Source organism: Oculatella sp. FACHB-28 (genome assembly GCF_014696015.1).
Taxonomy (GTDB): Bacteria; Cyanobacteriota; Cyanobacteriia; order Elainellales; family Elainellaceae; genus JAAUTN01.
This window is the reverse complement of record NZ_JACJPJ010000098.1, coordinates 1-17,928: the sequence shown is the minus strand read 5'-3', so window position 1 is coordinate 17,928 and position 17,928 is coordinate 1. Positions and strand designations below refer to the sequence as shown.

Here is a 17,928-nt window from a genome sequence, read left to right as displayed (position 1 = left end):
CGGCGAAGCGGGCCGGGTATAGAGGCTCCATTAGTGCGCGTGCGCGCTCTGGTATTCAGGGATGGTGAACATCTGCGTCACCACCTGTCCGGGGAAAACGTTGTGGTTAGGGTCAACTAACTCGATCTTTACCTTGTGCGGTCCGGGTGGCAGTCCGGCTATGTCGATTGTGTTGGTATCACTCGCATCCGCCCACCACCAGGGCAGATCGTCGACGGTGATGTGCAAATGCCCGACCCGCGGAGAGGTCTGGATTGCACCTGCTCCAAAAACGGGTACGATACGCAAATTCTCTACTCGGTACTGGGCCCAGAAGATGCCCAAAGCCAGCCCTTGAGGAAGTGGGGGATCTACGATCAGCTTGGGTTCGGGCTCGTTCTCGAGCGGGAGATACGGTGAAGCGCCGCGAATGTCCCTCGCGCTTGGGGTGGAGGGGCGGATTGCGTTTGGGTCGGTGGACTGCGCGGTTCCGGGTTGAGGTGTGGCGGCTTCCTTTGGCTGTGTTTGGCTCGATTGTGCGTTCGCCAAACCGAATCGACCTAACTGTGTAGCAGCAATGCTCAGGGCTGCAATGCCCAAAAAACGGCGGCGTAGTGGGTTGATTTTTTCAGACATTGGTCTTGCTCCAATTGGGTTTAACTGAGGTTATGTATTGGTCATCCATATGACTCAGTTGTGATGGCGGGGCGAGCTGTGGGTTTGAGTTCCGTCGCTCGCCCCATCGCTCAATGCAACGAGGAAAAGGCGATCGGTTATTTGGAAAGAACAGGCAAAATTGTCTCCATGTATCGGTCAGCAGCTGCGGCAGCTTCTTCTGGGTTGCTACCACTCTGACGTGCACTTAAGTAGGGCGCATACCAGTCCCACCAGTTATGCTCGCCGTGAGTCTTCTCGTAATGGTCGTGACGCTCTGCCGTCTCGTGGAGAAGGGTTGCAAGGGTGGCAACGTCTGCTTGTAGAGAGTCCCACAGGCGACCAGGAAACCGCGTTGTGATTTCCTGGAGCAACCAGAGGTTTCCATCTGGGTCTTCAAAAGAGGCAAATGAGAAGTAGGAACGACCTTCCGGGTCGCGCCCGCTGACGCGCGGGTTCTCCACCGCGTTATTGAAGGGGCCGCCAGCGTAGTGGAAGATCTCACTGACATTGACACCACGATCGAGCAAGTCTTTGCGGGCGGCATCGAGGTCGTCTACAGCGAGAACCAGGTTTTGCACCGAGCCAGAATTAGCTGGAGTGACTCCCTTGCCGAAAATGATCGAGGCGTCTGACTGAGGTGGCGTCACATGCACGTTGCGGTAGCCGCCCGCTGCGATATCGATATCGAGCCGCCAGCCGAGCTTCTCGTAGAATGCCTTCGTGCGATCGACGTCGGAAACGGTGAACACCACGACTTCGAGTTTCATGTTTGGACGGTTTACTTGATTGCTACTCATCTTGTTCTCCTTTTGGTTGGTAAGTTTGCTGTTCAAATTCGTTACTTTTCATTCTTCTGTGATCGCCCCATTCACACCACTCAAGTTATTTGAGTTAACACGCGACTTAAATGTGCGTTCACCAATGAGAAGTGCAATGAAAGGTGTGATGGTTTTACGGTGCGACTGAGACTGTTTTTACAGGGGTTTGCAGCTGGTATTCGAGCTGTAAAATTTCCGCTGCTCGCTCCCCAACGATCACGCAGGGAGCCATCGTGTTGCCCGTCGTTACTCGCGGCAGAATTGAGCCATCCGCGATCCGGAGATTGTCGATTCCATACACTCTCAGGTTGCTATCCACCACCGACATGGAATCTCGACCCATCTTTGCGGTGCAGGTTTCATGCCAAAAACTTGTCGCAGCATCTCGAACAAAGCGTTCGAGTTCGGCTCCTTTCAAATTCCCTGGCATGACTTCGCGCTTGATAAACGGACGAAGCGGGGCGGAGTTACCGACTTCGCGGCAAAGTTCTACGCAGGCGATCGCGGTTTTGAGATCGTCTGGGTCAGACAGCGTATTCGCATCAATCAGAATCGGGTCGGATGGATCGGCTCCCGTCAGGCGCAGACGCCCCCGGCTTTTGGGGTGCACGATCGCCCCAAATAACGTCCAGCCTGCATCAGGCAGACTAAACCGGGCGGCATTCTCAGCAGTGGTTTTTGGCACCTCAGCCTGACAAACAAATACGTCTGGACTGTCAAGCCCGGACTGGCTCGTCGAGAAAAAGATTGCCTCGGACAAGTTGTTTCTGGGTTCAAGAGCGGTTTCATATTCCCAGACACAATCAAAGGCAACGTGGTCTTGAAAATTTTGCCCCACACCGGGAAGGTGCTGCACGACAGAAATTCCCAATCGTCGCAACTCGGACTCATCACCAATACCGGATTGCATCAGCACTTTCGGCGTATGGATTGCACCGAGCGACAGCACAACTTCGACTGCCGCACCAATGCGATAGATCGCATCACGATAAGAGATCTCCGCGCCAGTGACCCGCTTGCCCTGAAATGTCAGCCGTGTGACCAGTGCATGACTGAGAACCGTCAGGTTTGGACGATCTAGATAAGGGAAGACGTAGGAACGGAATATCGATTCGCGCTTACCATTGCGGACTCGCACATCGGTGATAGAAGCACCCTTCGCCGCTTCCATCATTTGTCCGTTCGGATTTTCAAACGTAGGAATACCGACTGATCGCGCTGCTTCGACCGTTGCGGGTGCGATCGGGTTTGGATCTGGTGCGGGCTGGACAAATACTGGTCCTCCCGTACCGCGATACATCGGGTCCGGTACACCATGCCAATCTTCCAGGCGGCGATAAATCTTCAAGACAGATTCATAATTCCAGGCAGGATCGTTGGCTTCAGAGGCGAAAAAATCCCAATCCTGTTTGTGTCCGCGTGCCCAAACCATGACGTTGATGCTCGATCCACCGCCGAGTACCTTGCCCATCGAGAACGGAATTGAACGACCATTCATATGTCGATTTGGCTGTCCCTGAAAGCTCCAGTCGCGATCGCTTCCAAGGTTCATCGGCCATTGATTGGCTTCCAGGACAGTTGGCAGATCATCGCTGCCTCCAGCTTCAATCAGCAGAACGCTGACATCGGGATTTTCAGCCAGTCTACGGGCGACCACTGAGCCAGACGATCCAGATCCGCAAACAATAAAATCGTACTGGTGTCTTAGCTCAGAGGTGAGCTGGCGCTGGTTGTTGCGAACCCGTTCGGTGAAAACATTGTGGCTATCAGTTTCAAGTTGATAGGTTTCACGTTCATCCTCAAAGGATTCGTTCTCAAAATTCGTCTTCATCGCGACTACCTCGCTTTCAAAATCGAATTAACTGAGTCCGGCGATTGCCCTACCGTTCACTTCACCGAGGAAAAGGAGGTTGGTGTCAGCAACTCGCTGTTAATGTTTTGCACAAGTTGACCATCCTTCTCGCTTTCAGCCTTGATCGCAATCCATTCGGGGTCGGTGAGGAATGCACTCCAACGCTCCTGGCGCTCAGCCATGCTGTCCCAGGCAAGCAGGTAGGTGAGCCGGTTACTCTCACTCTCGCCGATTAGCGTTGTCCAAAATCCTGCCTGGCGGATGCCATGCTTTTCCCAAATCTGTATCGTATGGTTCTGGAAGCGCGACAGCAGCGCGGGTAGTTGTCCGGGCATGGCGTAATAAATGCGCAATTCGTAGATCATGCTTTTTCGAGTTGGGTCACAAGGTGCGTTCCTGAGTCAGCAGGTTGGACGATCGAGCAATCTTATTTGGGAGCGTCAATGATGCTCCCTGGGTGTAAGGCGGCGGTGTCAGTGCCCCGCACTCTGTCCACCATCAACGTGGAGGATTTCACCCGTCACAAAGTTAGCTGATTCGAGGTAGAGGATGGCATCGACAACATCAGACATCTCACCCAACTGACCAACCGGGTGCAGGGCAGCGAGTTGAGCATGGGTCTCAGGGGGATGCATCGGCGTTTTGATAGTTCCCAGCGCGATCGCATTTACCCGGATACCGCGCTTGGCATACTCGATCGCCAGTGATTTGGTTGCGGCATTCAGTCCACCCTTTGTCAGTGATGCGAGCACAGAGGGTACACCAGCGATCGGGTTGTCAACCAGGCTTGTTGAGATCTGCACAACATGACCGCCGCCCTGCTTCTCCATCTCGGCGATCGCCAGTTGCGTCATGTGAAAGAAGCCAGCAATGTTGGTGCCCAGGTACACGTCGTAGTCTGCCTGGGTGTACTCGGTGAACGGTTTGGCGATGAAGATGCCAGCGTTATTGATGAGTGTGTCGATGCGTCCGAAGTGTGCAACGCCTTTGGAAATCACAAGCTCAGCGGTTTTTCGATCGGCGATATCACCCGGCACTGTGAGAATTGCATCATCGTTTGATGGCTCGATCGAGCGCGAGGTTGCAACTACCCGATAGTTGCGATCGCGGTATGCCTTCACTAGAGCTGCGCCGATGCCTTGCGATGCGCCGGTGATAATAGCAACTTTCTGTTCAGTGCTCATTAGAAAAACTCCTTGATGCGTTTGAGAAATGGGTGGAATGAGAGTCAAAGGTCAGATATGTTGAATGGCACAGTGCAATTACACTTCATTCTTCAGCGATCGCTCTTATTTAGACCATTCAAGTTAGTTGAGTTAACTGCCAGTTAAGCTTGCTCAATTCAAAACTGGCAGGTTCGATGACATCCGAGGGTTAGGGTTAGAGTTAGGGGCAAGATGGTCTAAGCCGCGATCCGCTGGTCATGGTCGGTACTGGTCGCGACTGGCAGCCATGCTTGAACGTCCTGTGCTATTTTCGCAGCGCTGCTTCGGTATAGGGCGATCGTGTCGTTGCCGACGGGTAAATGCAGCGGTGGACGGTCTGTATTAGCGAGTTGAAGCATTACTTGAGCAAACTTTTTCGGATCACCGGGCTGATTTCTGTGTAGCGCATCGGCTCCGCTCCGCATCGGTCCTACCGTTTCCTGGTAATCGTCGATGATGGTTTTAGCCGCGACATAGGAGTCAGTGCTCAAGAAGTCGGTGCTAAAAAGACCAGGAGCGACTACCGTGACATGAATGCCGAGCGGTGCTAATTCGACTGCTAGCCCTTTTGAAAGACCTTCGACTGCAAACTTAGTAGATCCATACAAGCCCCAGCCTGGAATTGCATCGTAGCCAAACAGTGATGAGATATTGATGATGTGCCCAGACTTTTGCTGGCGCAGGTACGGCAACACGGCACGAGTCACGTTGAGTAAACCAAACACGTTGGTTTCATATTGTTTGCGAACTTCAGCATCCGTGATTTCTTCGATCGCACCAACCATGCCAAACCCGGCATTGTTGACTAAAACATCAACCCGACCGAAACGAGTAATACCTTCCTTAACAGCTTCACGTACCTGGTCTTCCTGGATGACATCCATTTGCACCACGTACAGATCCGGGTGGTTGTGCAGAGTATTGGTGAGTTGTGCGGAATTACTGCGAACCGTTGCTACGACCTGGTCGCCTGCTGCCAGAGCGGCCTGGGCAATTTCTAACCCAAATCCTCTGGAAGCTCCGGTAATGAACCAGACTTTCTGAGTTTTCATCTTCTTTCCTCGCTTAAGTGTTGTCTAGTGTGTTGGCTTTAGCTTGGTAAGCTTGCTGCTCACCTCGATTAACTTCATTCTTCAGCGATCGACCAATACACACCACTCAAGTTCTTTGAGTTAAAACGCGACTTAATTATTCAGACTGAAGGAAAGCAGCAAAAAGTGAAGTCATTAGACCTGATACGCTTCAGGTGAGCTGCGTGATGAAGTGATTTTGGATTGTCGATACATCAAAATTCTTTGTGCAATTTTGCGCCTCACTCTTCGTCGTTTATCACCAGATTCTGTTCATCGGTATCGACGATAAGCACTGCTAGGAGGCGTGCGGGTTCAGTATCACTGGCATTTGCGCTGACACGATGATGATCGCCAGGCAGTTCAGTGAAATTCTCACCCGCGTGATACACCTGCTCTGGATCATCATTGACCTTACTCCGAATTGCACCTTCCAAGACTGTCGCATAGATGAAAGCCGAGGCTGCATGGGTGTGAGGGATCGATGAGACACCTGGCTCATATTCGACCATCTGGACTTTCATGCTCTTGCCTGGGACATTGGGAAGGGCATTGTCGAAGACCAACGTTACCTTTTCACCCAACACGCCATCGGCTGGAGCTGCAAATACGGGGGAAGTGGCAAATATAGAGAGCGCTATGAATAGGGAGAGAGTCAGGAATGCAACTCTACAGAAAAATCTAGTGAACATTTGGGTTCTCCTTGTGTGAATACAAATGTGAATACAAACAGGTAGATATCAACCTGGCTGATGTGGACGCATCTAATACTTAGGGGAGCGGGTAGGAATGACGCGGAGAGGGGAAGACGTAAAATTGTCTATTCAGGGATTATTGATCTGACGTATGAATTTTGTAGGGGCATGGCAATGCCATGCCCCTACAGAGGGGCTTGAGATCCGTGAATCATACCCACATTCAGCAACGCCGAATTGTCTATTCATTCTCTGTATCCCCGTATCCCTATGTTCCCGTAGCAACCCTGTCCTCTAGGCGATCGCGCGGTTAAGCCATTCCTCAAAGTGTGTCGAACCGATGAGCGAGTTACCCTGCGGAACGAGCTGATCGTTCAACGCTGCACCAAAATAACGGGCGTGGCTGTCTACAACCACCTGACGTGAGTCGTGAGTTGCGCTCAGGAATTGGTGGATGATTTCCTCAAAACGGAACCGATCTGGACCTGCTAGATCGATAATGCTGTTGGCTGGTGCTCCCAGTGTGATATCCACCAGCGCGTCAGCAACGTCCTCTGATAGGATAGGTTGGATAAAGGCAGGAGGCAGGTGGACTGTTTGCCCATCCGTGGGAAATTGAGCAATGATCGTCTCGATGAACTCAAAGAACTGCGTAGCGCGGACGATTGTATAGGGGATTTCTGCGGACTGGATCAACTTTTCCTGAGCGACTTTCGCACGCATATAGCCGCTATCGGGAATGCGATCGGCACCCACGATCGACACCACAACGTGATGAGCTACACCTGCGGCTGCCTCTGCTGCCAGCAGGTTCCGGGTTGACTTCTCGAAGAACTCTAATACCGCTGCATCCTCAAAGGAGGGCGAATTCGTCACATCAACAACAACTTGAGCACCCGCCAACGCCTCAGCCAGTCCCTCACCTGTAACCGCGTTGATACCTAAAGAAGGGGATGCTGCGATCGCCTCATGCCCAAGTTTCTGTAGCTTGCTCACAAGCTTCTTGCCAATCAGCCCACTGCCACCAATAACAACAATTTTCATGACAATACCTCTGATAACTTAATGCGATGAAACCATGCTGCTTACGCAAGTTGAAATGCTCTACTTTGTTTAGACAGGAGAATTGAGTTTGGCAGTCACCGTTGCGAGTTTGCGACCAAGTTGCAGGATGCTTGTCTGTTGGGCTTCATCCTTCAAATTGCCATTCTCATCAAACGCTTGATACGCGCTGCTAATTGCCTGCTGATCTGGCAACACTAAAACCCCAATGTTGCCAAGAATGGAACGGACATGAACTAATCCTCGTAAGCCTCCCAAAGCTCCCGGGGAAGCACTCATTAACACCGCAACCTTGTCTGCGAAACACGCCAATGGCGGTTCGCCTGGTTCAGAACGTGAAGCCCAATCGATCGCATTTTTTAGCAGCGGAGTGATCGAACTGTTGTATTCTGGGCTGGCAATCAGGAATCCCTGATGCGCTTTCATTAGAGCCTTGAGTTTGAGGACATTCTCCGGCAGTCCCTCAGCCTCCTCCAAATCGCCATCATAGAGTGGTATGGGCAGATCGCGGAAATCCAGGTAGGTCACTTCTGCACCCGCAGCTTTAGCGCCTTCAACGGCAATTTTAACCAGTTTTTTATTAATAGAATCTTGGCGAGCACTTCCGGCAAAAGCGAGAATTTTGGCAGTGGTCATGAATTCCTCCTTCTAATTTTTTGTGATGAGTCTATGGTTGTTGAGTTTTGAGCCATCTGGTTTAAACCATTGAGAGGAAGTTATATTGCCTTCTCTGGTGGCTGAATTGTTCTCAACGCCAATACACCAATCCAACAACCCAATCCATCAACGATTAACATCAGGTAAGCGGTAGCCTGGAAAAGCAAGCCCCATCCTTCAAAGGAAACTTGAGAAACATGATCGGGGCTAATGACCAAGTGATGATTATAAATTGCAGAAAGGAGTGAGCCTGCCAATGAACCCAGCAAAAGCCCGCTACCAATACGATAGAACGACGTCCAGAGTAAACCGGCTGCAATAATGGGAGACAATATCACCACAACGCCCACAAACAAACCTTGAAACAGAGAAAGGGAAATTGGGATTTCATTATGCGCTAAGCCATGCAGGACATGAAGGAGCACGTGCATGACTACGATCGCTGTTCCATATTGGGCAATCTTCATCTTCTTCTCCTTTAACAGGTCAACTAGCATGAGTTACAGCAGTCTCAACCACCCATTCCAACGGCCGCGGTTGAAAATCCAATTCACGTTTTGCCTTGGCATTCGAGGCACCTCGCATTTGAGTCTGGTAGTAAACAATATCCGTACCCCCCTCCAATTTCAGAGCATCTTCAACCGATACTCGTGGCGGGGGTGGAGCATTCAGCGATCGAGCAAATGCAGGCAGCCAGTCGCGCACTGCTAAAGGCTGATCATCCACAATCAGATAAACCCCAGGATTGCCTTGCTCTGCGGCTGCAACAGTGGCGATCGCTGCATCCTCAATGTGTAACCAAGACCAGACGCCATCCCCATTGCCCACAATTGGAAACTGTTGCTGCCGCACCTGTTGCGCTACATCACCATCCGGGTTGAACCAGGTGCCGGGTCCGTAGAAGAAACCATAACGTAAAGCGATTCCTTCTAGATCAGGCGTTTGGAGCAAACGACGTTCAGTGTCAAGGACGAGACGAGCATCGGCGGCAACGGCAGGGGAGGCATCAACCGATAACGGGGTTTCCTCATCTGCCAATCCAGCACCGGGAATTCCCCAGAAGGCCATCGACTGTTTCAGGAAACGGCGCACCCCTGCTGCCTTTGCTGCTGCCATCACATTGGCACTGCCTTCCGAGCGAATGCGCGTATTTAGAGCCGCTGTCGCATTCATGGATTCGCGAGTGTAAGTTCTGGGTAGAGCGGTGAGTTGTTCAATCACTACGTCTGGTTTAGCTTGGGCGATCGCTGCTTTGACTGAATCTGGATCGAATACATCGGCGATCGCCGGTTCGATTCCCTGTGCCGCTAAGGACTGTGCTCTTTCTGGGGTGCGGGTCAGCGCGACAACATTGTGTCCTCTGGCAAGTAATTGGTCGAGCGTTGGGCGACCGATCGCTCCTGTTCCCCCGGCAACAAAAACCTTCATCTGTAAATCCTCCAAAACGGGTTGGCTAGTACAGCACTACATCGCGTTGATAGCGGAAGGGGTAGAAGGGTAAGGGGGTAGAAGGGATGATAAGTAGCTCCACCACCACTCCTCTACTTCTCCACCCACTTCCTTGTCATCATCTCTGTCGTGAACTTTGCTTCTGTCCTTATGCGATCAATATCCTGTTACCGTCCGGGAAGCCGCACCCTGACCTCTTGAAGTATCCAACCATTGCCGTCTGGATCACTGAACGAGGCGTAGGAGGCATAATCGCCACGCTTTGGATCGGGACCCGGTACTCGTCCCTCGGTTCCGGCGTGGTGGAAGATCCCGTCGATGTCGTGAAATACCTCACTCACCTCCACACCCCGCTCAACGAGTTCGGCACGGGCCGCTTCGATGTCGTAAACGATAAGATACAAGCCTTGAACTGAGCCTGGCTCGGCTAACGATACCCCTTTCCCGAAGATGATCGAGGCTTGTGATTCAGGTGGGGTAAATTGCACGACTCGGAAACCATTCTCGCCAGGGAAGTCGGCATCGAGTCGCCATCCCAACGTTTTGTAGAAGTCTTTGGAGCGATCGACATCGGCAACAGGTATCACCACAACTTCGAGTTTCATAGCTTGGCTGGTTACAGGATTGTTACTCATCTTGTTCTCCTTTAGATTGGTGGATTTGTTGTTCAGATTCGTTACTTTTCATTCTTCAGCGATCGCCCCATCCAAACCACTCAAGTTCTTTGAGTTAAGATGCAACTTAATTATTTGAATTAAAGGAAAGCAGCAGAAAGTGAGCCAGAAGCATAGACCTGACAGGCTTCAGGAGAAAATTGCATTATTCACTGATTGAGCAGCACACTGATGATCCGTCTGATGCCTAACTCATTGCGCTCTCATGGTTTCCCTCGACTTATTGCGTTGATAATCACTGTAATTAACTGCTCTACATTCCAGCGATCGCTATACCGAATTCCATTAACAAACAAAGCAGGTGCAGCCTTTACTCCACTTTGATGCCCACCTTCGCTATCTGCGTTGATACGAGCGATATGCACTTTTCTAGATAAATCCTGCAAAAATCGAGAACCATCAAGTCCCAGGTAATTTGCATATTCCACGAGGTATCCGTCCTCTAGCGCTTGTTGATGGATAAAGAGTACCTCATGCATCTGCCAAAACTGACCTTGCACTGCTGCTGCTTCCGCTGCTTCCGCTGCCCGTTGAGCGTGAGGATGAATCAGTATCTGAGGAAAATGACGAAAGATAAAACACACATCATTCTCCTGGCAAGAACAACTTAATTGTTGTTGAGCAGCTTTAATCAACCGGTAGACGTTTGCACTTTGAAAACATTCATAATCTCCATACATGATGAGTACAGCACTGGCATTTGGCACACCCCGAATGTGATCCTGCATCAAAGGCGGGACAAACAAGGAATGTTGCTCACGGGCATTAGCCATCTTTCAAACCTGCCAAGCAAACTTAAACCCTGCAACTAAATTGCTGTTACCGTTTGCATGGATTCAATATAAATAAATAGTTTTTGTGTGTCGTCCACTCAGAGTCCACAGTTTTGCACAACCCGGGGATGCACGAGGTACCTATTAAAAGTAGACCATCGACTCCGACTAAAGTCGGAATCTAATTTTCTTAAAGTACAATCTATAAACTGACAAGCCCGCGTTTGACACCAACAATGACGGCTTGAATGCGATCGCTCACTCCCAGCTTGTTTAAAATACGAGTCACATGAGATTTGACAGTGCTTTCACCAATATTTAAAGCAGCTCCAATGTCGTGATTACTCAATCCCTGCGCCATCAAACGAAACACTTCTAGCTCTCGATCGCTGAGTACTGGGTTGTTCATCCGCTCTACCAGCTTGCTTGCCACAGTCGAAGAAACGTACTGCCTACCACTATGAACCATCCGGATCGCATTCAAAAGTTCATTGGGTTTTACATCTTTAAGCAGATAGCCCTGAGCACCTGCCTGCAATCCTCGATAAATATCTTCATCACCATCATAGGTGGTTAACACAATAATTTGAGCTGACTTAAACTCAGCACGAATCGCAGTAATGGCTTCAACCCCTCCCATTCCTGGCATTCGTAGATCCATCAGTGTGATATCAGGCTGATGTTCACGATACAGGGCGATCGCCTGCTGCCCGTTCTCTGCTTGAGCAACCACTACCATTTCTGGATCATAGTTAATGATGTTTGCCAATCCTTCTGTAACGAGGGAGTGGTCGTCGACAATCAGAACCCGAATTCGGGGTGTGGGGTGTGGGGTGTGGGGTGTGGGGTGTGAAGAAGTCATCGGAGCATAGGGTGTGTGGCGTGGAGAAGTCAGTTGTCTATCCAAAGTTTCTAGTTCTTTGAGGCTTCCATTGGCAATACCGAAGAACTGAAAATACTCCTTACGATGATCCCGTCTATACTCCACACCAATTCTACGCTCAATCAATGGAAGTAATTCAATGAACACAAAAGCTCACTCTCACTGTTCGCTCACCCTTGCCGCATTAAGCCCGCTCTATTCTGCTCTGATTCATCAATTTTCAGATGCCTCAAGCCGTTGCCCCCACTTCTTCACAAGCTCTGCTGCCACTTCAACCATACGATCTTCAAAGGTGTTGAGATAAACTTCAAAGGATGCCAGTTGAGGATCAGCTTTTAACCGAGACAAAATCTCATTGGTTGGGTGGTCTATCGGGTAGTGAGCATTCAGTGCTTCCAGCAATGCAACTTGAAAAGCTAATAAATCTTGATGAGTTTCCATGAGCCCTCCATCAGCCGCAGCGCTTAACAATTTGTTTAATTCGATTGAAGTCCTGGCGAAACTGCTCAATCTCTGGTTCACTGTTGAGGGTATGCCCCAGTCTCTCAAGAATCACAGCTTTGACATTAGTGCATTGCTTCAGAACGATCGCTAGCAGATCAAACACAGCTTCGGGAACCGCCCCATCATGTGTATCTCGTCGTACCAGATTTGAATCAGGAGTTGTTCGACTCCAAGAACCACCAGAAAGATGCAATTCTCGCACGCGAGCGAGTGGGTAGCTTGCCAGGAGTTCAGGAATTGATAGCTGAAAGTTGTGAATTTGGCAAAAAAGATTGTGCAGATCTAGAAGCAAGAACCCATCTACAGGTTCCAGTAATTCAGTAATGAATTTTCCCTGATCTGCAACATCTTTTTGTCCAAACGCAAATGCTAAATTTTCAAGCCCAACGGGGACTTTGGCAGCATCGGCTAATCGCTGGAGGCGATCGCGACCCAGGCTCACTGCATCCGGCGTATAGGGCATGGGCAGCGGTGCGCTTCGAGCAAAATTGCCTGCCGACATCCAGCCAAAATGCTCTGAAATGTGGACATAGCGATGCCGTGAGCATTCTGCCTGAAACTGCTTTAACCAGTGCATTTGGCGATTGCTCCACTCTGCCGACAGCAAGGAATAGGTCACACCATGACCCAACAGGCGATCGCGCTGGCTATAAAAATCAATCAGTTCACTTGCCCAGGAAGGAATTGTGTCTTCCCAGCCTGCATCAAAACTCCATTCCAACACTTCAACCTCTCCCTGCTCAAAGAGAGGGCGAGTGGCTGTAAGGAAATGGGAGTCTGCCATCAAAGACAGACCCACCCAGGGCAAGTTTTGCTTCCGCTTAAACATAAGTGATGTGCAGCGATCCTTCAATCCATTCGACTAACCCATTCCGCAGGCAAGACAAGGCGAAGGAGGATTGGGTGTAGTGGACTGTTCTGTTTGAAGATCAGGTTGGGGATCTAATGGCAACTCCGATAGAGTAACTGGCTGAAGTTGACTAGAATCAAACTGAACTTTAAAGTTTGGGCTTTGTTCTTTTGCCATCAGGGCAGCATTTAATCCAGCAATCAGGCTCAAAACAAAAGAAGCAGCGATCGTCAATAGCTTATTCATGGAATGATCCTTTTCATGAAATGACGCAATCAGACAAACAGAAACTCAAATCAACCCACCTTGAATAGAGTCTGTCCATTCAGCTAGTTCATTTGAACTTCTGTTGGCTTGTAGACTAATCTAGCCTCATCCTTGCCCAATGGCGATCGCGTTTCACTTTTTGAACTCTTTGCCCTCAATGTTCCCGAAAGCAGGACGACAAAACCTGGATTGAGAGACACTGTCCTCCTTGCCAACTCCCTGCGCTGGTCTTTTCAAGATCATATTATCGCTCCAATCCCGCTGACAAATGTCTCTTGTGGTGCTCAAAGTCTTAACCCATCATCGGTGACACAACCCTACGTGTTGAGAAGAGTAACCAAATGGGCATCCTTGAGAACGAAGGTCGCTTTACCGCAACTTTAAATCCGCTTATCAAGATGGAAAAATCTATGAAAGTCATGAAGAACAAATACTCAAGACAATTTTCTGATTGATAGCTGCAAACTACACCTTTAACGAGGTTTTGGCAATTTTTTGCTTTAAGGAGCGGCAAGTACTGTTCATACTCAACCTGTAAGTAGTAAGTATTTCTGTTTGTCAACCATGATTAGGATATGGAGTATTTGATGCAGATTCCTCTGCCAACTAATGAACTGGATAGACTTAACGATCTCTACCAGCATCAAATTTTAGATACTGAACCCGAACAATTATTTGATGACCTCACTCGTCTAGCTGCACACATCTGCCAAACTCCTATTGCACTCATAACCCTACTTGACACAGAGCGCCAGTGGTTTAAATCAAAAGTGGGTGTAGACATATCAGAAACACCGCGCAACATATCATTTTGCAACCATACAATTCTACAAACTGATGTATTAGTAGTTCCAAATCTTCTATTAGATGAGCGGTTTGCTGCCAATCCATTAGTTACATCAGAACATCACATTCGGTTTTATGCTGGTTGTCCCTTAATTACATCCAAGGGTCATGCTCTAGGAAGCATCTGCGTTGTAGACCGACAACCCAGGGAACTCAGTGCAGAGCAAATAAACGCCTTGCGAGCATTAGGGCGTCAAGTCGTTTCTCAACTTAAGACACGACGGAACCTAGCTGCTGTAACCCGTTTAACAGTCAAACGCACGCAGACAGAAAATACGCTATGGCAGAGCAGAGAACAATTTCGTAGCCTAGTCGAACAGACGAACGACTGGGTGTGGGAAGTGGATGCCAAAGCTATTTTCACTTACGTCAGCCCAAAGGTAAAAGAAATTTTGGGACATAAGCCTGATTCTCTGCTGGGCAAGACGCTAGAGCATCTCATGCTACCTGATGAGGCGAAACGCTATGCGACAGTATTTGGTTACTCTGCTGCTCAACAGCAGCCCTTCACACAACTAGAAGAAACGTTAATTCATAAAGACGGACACCCTATCGTTTGTGAGAGCAGCGGTGCGCCCGTATTTGACCAACAAGGTCAGTTTCAAGGTTACCGTGGTATTACTCGGGATATCACTGAACGAAAACAGGTGGAACGTGAGATTCGTAAAGCATTAACTAAAGAGAAAGAGTTAAATGAACTCAAATCTCGTTTCGTTAATACCGTGTCACATGAGTTTCGTACTCCACTCACTACTATTCTTGCGTCAGCTGAATCATTAGAGTATTACAGCCATAAATGGTCTGAGGAAAAGAAACTCACCTATCTTAACAGCATTCAATCTGCAGTCCATCACCTGCGTGAACTCGTTGATGGCGTTTTGGTGCTGGGGTGTGCAGAAGCAGGAAAGCTTGAGTTTAAGCCAACTCCTTTAGATTTAGAAAAGTTTTGCCGTGAATTAACAGAAGATATGCAGCTGAGCATTGGCAAAAATCATCAGCTAAGCTTTACTGTTCAGGGTCCGCGTACTCAAGCTTACATGGATGAGAGATTGCTAAAACAGATTTTCATCAATCTACTCTCAAATGCTATTAAGTACTCACCCAACAGAAGCCAAATTGATTTTAGGCTCATCTATGAACAAGACGCAGTAATATTCCAAGTTCAAGATAGTGGAATTGGAATCCCGCTAGCTGATCAAGAGTACTTGTTTGAGTCATTCCATCGGGCAACTAACGTAGGCAATATTTCTGGGACAGGACTAGGGCTATCTATCGTCAAACGGTCTGTAGAGCTGCATAAAGGTCGCATCTCGGCTACTAGCACGGTTGGAGTTGGCACAACATTTACCGTTATTCTTCCAACTCAAAATAATGTGTTCAACTAAGGAATGAAACAAATGAAGAAGATTTTGGTGATTGAAGACGAAAATGCACTTCGAAATGTCATTCTTGACATTCTTGAAGCTGAAGATTTCTACAGCATTGGTGCGGAAAATGGGCGAGTCGGAGTACAGCTAGCTCAAGAACATTATCCTGATTTAATTATCTGTGATGTAATGATGCCTGAATTAGATGGTTATGGTGTTTTAGCTGAGCTGCGGAAGAATGCAGCTATGGCAACAACTCCGTTTATTTTTCTGACTGCAAAAGCAGATTACTCCAGCCTACGAGAAGGAATGGAGTTAGGAGCAGATGATTATCTAGCTAAACCATTCCAGCGGTTTGAACTGTTGAGAGCTGTTTCCACGCGATTAGATAGGCAAGAGGCAGTTGATAGAAAAGTTCAGGAGAAGCTCACCGACCTACGAGATAACATTGCTTTTGCGCTTCCTGCCGAGTTGAATACACCGCTCAGCGCGATCGTTAATTCTTCTAGAGTACTGGTTAATGAATGCAATCTAATGGAGTCTGATGACATTCTTGATATTGCAGAAACGATTCATTCTTCTTCCCAACAGCTGCACAGGCTAATTCAAAACTTTTTGCTTTATGCTCAATTAGAATTAGCGTCAGCAGATCCAGAACGGGTTAAAGCTTTGCGAATAGGTTCTACTCAGTCAGTCAAGTCATTAGTTGTAGATTTGGCAACTCAAGCGGCTCAATGTGTTGATAGACAAGCTGATTTGCAGCTAGAGCTTCAGGATGCAACCGTTCAAGTTTCTGAAATTAAACTCAAGAAGATTATTAGAGAGTTAATTGATAATGCTTTCAAGTTTTCTCAACCCGGAACACCTGTTCGTATTGTTAGCCTCTTGAGCAGAAATACTGTAGTTATATATATCACTGACAAAGGGCGGGGAATGACAGCAGAACAAGTTGCTAGCATTGGCGCTTATACACAATTTGAACGTAAGCTGCAAGAGCAAGAAGGAACTGGATTAGGGCTAATTATTGCCAAGCGTATGGTTGAGTTGCATGGGGGAGAACTTGAGATAGAAAGTATTCCTCGTAAAGAGACAACCATACGAATTGTTTTGCCAATAGTGTAACTGGTGGCGAAGATTTGTTGCAATCTGTTCACGGTCGAGACCAGCAGTCAGTTGATGTTGTTTCGACTGGAAGTGGTCTCGAATCGGTCCAAACGCCGCGAGAAATCGTTGTGCTTGTCCGGGTGACTTTAAACTTCCGCATCCGCTGCTCCCGTACTCGAATTGGTTGATGCGAGTTCTCTTACACGGGTTATTTAATCGCTTTTCTATCCCTTCTCTACAGGTTAAGTTGACTGCGAGGATAGAAGAGTATTGCTTCTGCCAATCTGACCCATAAGTTGACCGGCTTCGTGCCTTTGTATTGATTTGTCGATTGGTAGAAGCAATACATCTATTGCTTGTTTGGCTTGGGAAGAGTGACCTTATAGGAGCCTGTCTTGAAGAAGTCCCATCGCAGTCTTGTCCGTTGACCCAAACCTGCAAGCGGTCATTCTCTTCAATCAGGTGGTTCATCATGAGGCAAATCGCGATTACTTCTCATCCCGTGATCATTGGCGTTGACACCCATAAAGACACTCACGCTGCTGTTGCCATCAATGATCTAGGAGCACGATTAGGTGATCAAATCGTGCCCACCACTTTAGCTGGATATGAACAGTTGTTGAACTGGACGAAAACTTTTGGACCAATCGTTGCCTTTGGTGTGGAGGGAACCGGATCGTATGGCAGTGGTCTGACTCGGTTTCTTCGCCATCAAGGACTCAAGGTGATTGAAGTCAGTCGTCCTTGTCATCGTCGTCACCAACGGTCGCAAGGGAAGAATGATCTGCTCGATGCGGAAGACGCTGCGCGGCAAGTGCTGGCTGGACAAGCCACCGCAACGCCCAAAGCAAGTGAGGGGGTGGTAGAAATGATCCGGATTCTCAAAGCTGCACGAGATACGGCAGTCAAAGCACAGACTCAAGTCATGGTGGCGCTCAAAGCAATGCTGGTCACGGCAGATGCAGCACTGAGGGCGCAGTTGGAACCCTTGCCGACTTCTGGGTTAATCAAAGCTTGTGAACAACTCGAAGTCGGATCACTCGATACGCCTGCCGCAGCAATGCAACATGCCCTAGCTGCAATGGCAAAACGGTGGTTACAGTTACATGAGGAAATTGAAACTCACACCCAGCACCTAGCAACTCTTACCCACAAAGCGGCTCCCGAGTTAGTGCAAGCTTTTGGCATTGGAGTGGATACGGCTGCCGAGATGCTG

The 17,928-nt window shown here is 48.8% G+C and carries 21 protein-coding genes and 1 pseudogene; 4 read left to right on the top strand and 18 right to left on the bottom strand.

Annotated features, from left to right (window positions below; all coding sequences use genetic code 11):
* Nucleotides 1-30 precede the first annotated feature (30 nt).
* Together H6F88_RS27340 and H6F88_RS27335 are read right to left on the bottom strand one after the other, a co-directional pair.
* Nucleotides 31-615 carry a DUF6130 family protein gene (locus tag H6F88_RS27340; protein WP_199333818.1) on the bottom strand — a complete coding sequence of 195 codons (585 nt, stop codon included), beginning with the start codon at nt 613-615 and terminating at the stop codon, nt 31-33.
* A gap of 137 nt (nt 616-752) precedes the next feature.
* On the bottom strand, nt 753-1,385 hold the full coding sequence (locus H6F88_RS27335) for a VOC family protein (protein ID WP_347277755.1): 633 nt from the start codon (nt 1,383-1,385) through the stop codon (nt 753-755).
* Between H6F88_RS27335 and H6F88_RS33680 the strand changes: the two genes are divergently transcribed.
* The gene (locus H6F88_RS33680) at nt 1,284-1,526 is read left to right on the top strand and encodes a hypothetical protein (protein ID WP_242050751.1); all 243 of its coding nucleotides are present in this window, start codon (nt 1,284-1,286) and stop codon (nt 1,524-1,526) included. The two genes, H6F88_RS27335 and H6F88_RS33680, sit on opposite strands and share 102 nt — an antisense overlap.
* Before the next feature lie 61 nt (nt 1,527-1,587).
* Here the strand turns inward: H6F88_RS33680 and H6F88_RS27330 are convergent, their stop codons facing one another.
* From H6F88_RS27330 to H6F88_RS27260, 15 genes are all read right to left on the bottom strand, one after another.
* On the bottom strand, nt 1,588-3,285 hold the full coding sequence (locus H6F88_RS27330; protein WP_190645972.1) for a GMC family oxidoreductase: 1,698 nt from the start codon (nt 3,283-3,285) through the stop codon (nt 1,588-1,590).
* Nucleotides 3,286-3,341: 56 nt separating this feature from the next.
* Nucleotides 3,342-3,671 (bottom strand): NIPSNAP family protein, encoded by a 330-nt coding sequence (locus H6F88_RS27325; RefSeq protein ID WP_190645971.1) that lies wholly within the window; start codon nt 3,669-3,671, stop codon nt 3,342-3,344.
* Nucleotides 3,672-3,779: 108 nt separating this feature from the next.
* Nucleotides 3,780-4,490 (bottom strand): SDR family oxidoreductase, encoded by a 711-nt coding sequence (locus H6F88_RS27320; RefSeq protein ID WP_190645970.1) that lies wholly within the window; start codon nt 4,488-4,490, stop codon nt 3,780-3,782.
* Nucleotides 4,491-4,708: 218 nt separating this feature from the next.
* Nucleotides 4,709-5,563, bottom strand: coding sequence for an oxidoreductase (locus H6F88_RS27315; RefSeq protein WP_190645969.1), 855 nt, complete (start codon nt 5,561-5,563; stop codon nt 4,709-4,711).
* A gap of 260 nt (nt 5,564-5,823) precedes the next feature.
* Nucleotides 5,824-6,273, bottom strand: coding sequence for a cupin domain-containing protein (locus tag H6F88_RS27310; protein ID WP_190645968.1), 450 nt, complete (start codon nt 6,271-6,273; stop codon nt 5,824-5,826).
* A 297-nt stretch (nt 6,274-6,570) separates the two neighbouring features.
* Nucleotides 6,571-7,320, bottom strand: coding sequence for an SDR family oxidoreductase (locus tag H6F88_RS27305; protein WP_190645967.1), 750 nt, complete (start codon nt 7,318-7,320; stop codon nt 6,571-6,573).
* Nucleotides 7,321-7,389: 69 nt separating this feature from the next.
* Nucleotides 7,390-7,974, bottom strand: a complete 585-nt coding sequence (locus H6F88_RS27300) for an NAD(P)H-dependent oxidoreductase (RefSeq protein WP_190645966.1) — start codon at nt 7,972-7,974, stop codon at nt 7,390-7,392.
* Between the two features lie 80 nt (nt 7,975-8,054).
* Nucleotides 8,055-8,462, bottom strand: coding sequence for a hypothetical protein (locus H6F88_RS27295; RefSeq protein WP_190645965.1), 408 nt, complete (start codon nt 8,460-8,462; stop codon nt 8,055-8,057).
* Between the two features lie 19 nt (nt 8,463-8,481).
* The gene (locus H6F88_RS27290; RefSeq protein WP_190645964.1) at nt 8,482-9,423 is read right to left on the bottom strand and encodes an NAD(P)-dependent oxidoreductase; all 942 of its coding nucleotides are present in this window, start codon (nt 9,421-9,423) and stop codon (nt 8,482-8,484) included.
* Between the two features lie 188 nt (nt 9,424-9,611).
* Entirely contained in the window at nt 9,612-10,079 is a 468-nt protein-coding gene (locus tag H6F88_RS27285; RefSeq protein WP_190645963.1) for a VOC family protein, read from the bottom strand.
* 242 nt (nt 10,080-10,321) lie between these two features.
* Nucleotides 10,322-10,891 carry a thioredoxin domain-containing protein gene (locus H6F88_RS27280; protein ID WP_190645962.1) on the bottom strand — a complete coding sequence of 190 codons (570 nt, stop codon included), beginning with the start codon at nt 10,889-10,891 and terminating at the stop codon, nt 10,322-10,324.
* Between the two features lie 202 nt (nt 10,892-11,093).
* Entirely contained in the window at nt 11,094-11,753 is a 660-nt protein-coding gene (locus H6F88_RS27275) for a response regulator transcription factor (protein WP_190646085.1), read from the bottom strand.
* A 234-nt stretch (nt 11,754-11,987) separates the two neighbouring features.
* The gene (locus H6F88_RS27270; protein WP_190645961.1) at nt 11,988-12,215 is read right to left on the bottom strand and encodes a hypothetical protein; all 228 of its coding nucleotides are present in this window, start codon (nt 12,213-12,215) and stop codon (nt 11,988-11,990) included.
* Between the two features lie 10 nt (nt 12,216-12,225).
* A complete protein-coding gene (locus tag H6F88_RS27265) occupies nt 12,226-13,107 on the bottom strand; it encodes a DUF692 family multinuclear iron-containing protein (RefSeq protein WP_190645960.1) in 882 nt (293 codons plus the stop codon).
* A gap of 33 nt (nt 13,108-13,140) precedes the next feature.
* Nucleotides 13,141-13,374 (bottom strand): hypothetical protein, encoded by a 234-nt coding sequence (locus tag H6F88_RS27260; protein ID WP_190645959.1) that lies wholly within the window; start codon nt 13,372-13,374, stop codon nt 13,141-13,143.
* Between the two features lie 608 nt (nt 13,375-13,982).
* Between H6F88_RS27260 and H6F88_RS27255 the strand changes: the two genes are divergently transcribed.
* Together H6F88_RS27255 and H6F88_RS27250 are read left to right on the top strand one after the other, a co-directional pair.
* The gene (locus tag H6F88_RS27255) at nt 13,983-15,626 is read left to right on the top strand and encodes an ATP-binding protein (RefSeq protein WP_190645958.1); all 1,644 of its coding nucleotides are present in this window, start codon (nt 13,983-13,985) and stop codon (nt 15,624-15,626) included.
* A 12-nt stretch (nt 15,627-15,638) separates the two neighbouring features.
* Complete coding sequence (locus H6F88_RS27250; protein ID WP_190645957.1) at nt 15,639-16,730, top strand: response regulator; 1,092 nt, start codon at nt 15,639-15,641, stop codon at nt 16,728-16,730.
* Nucleotides 16,731-16,769: 39 nt separating this feature from the next.
* Here H6F88_RS27250 and H6F88_RS34685 read toward each other — a convergent pair.
* A pseudogene (locus H6F88_RS34685) lies at nt 16,770-16,911 on the bottom strand (IS6 family transposase); the annotation flags it as partial.
* Between the two features lie 273 nt (nt 16,912-17,184).
* On the opposite strand from H6F88_RS34685, the gene H6F88_RS27245 reads away from it, so the two are divergent.
* On the top strand, nt 17,185-17,928 hold a 744-nt coding region (locus H6F88_RS27245), incomplete at its 3' end, for a transposase (protein ID WP_190645956.1).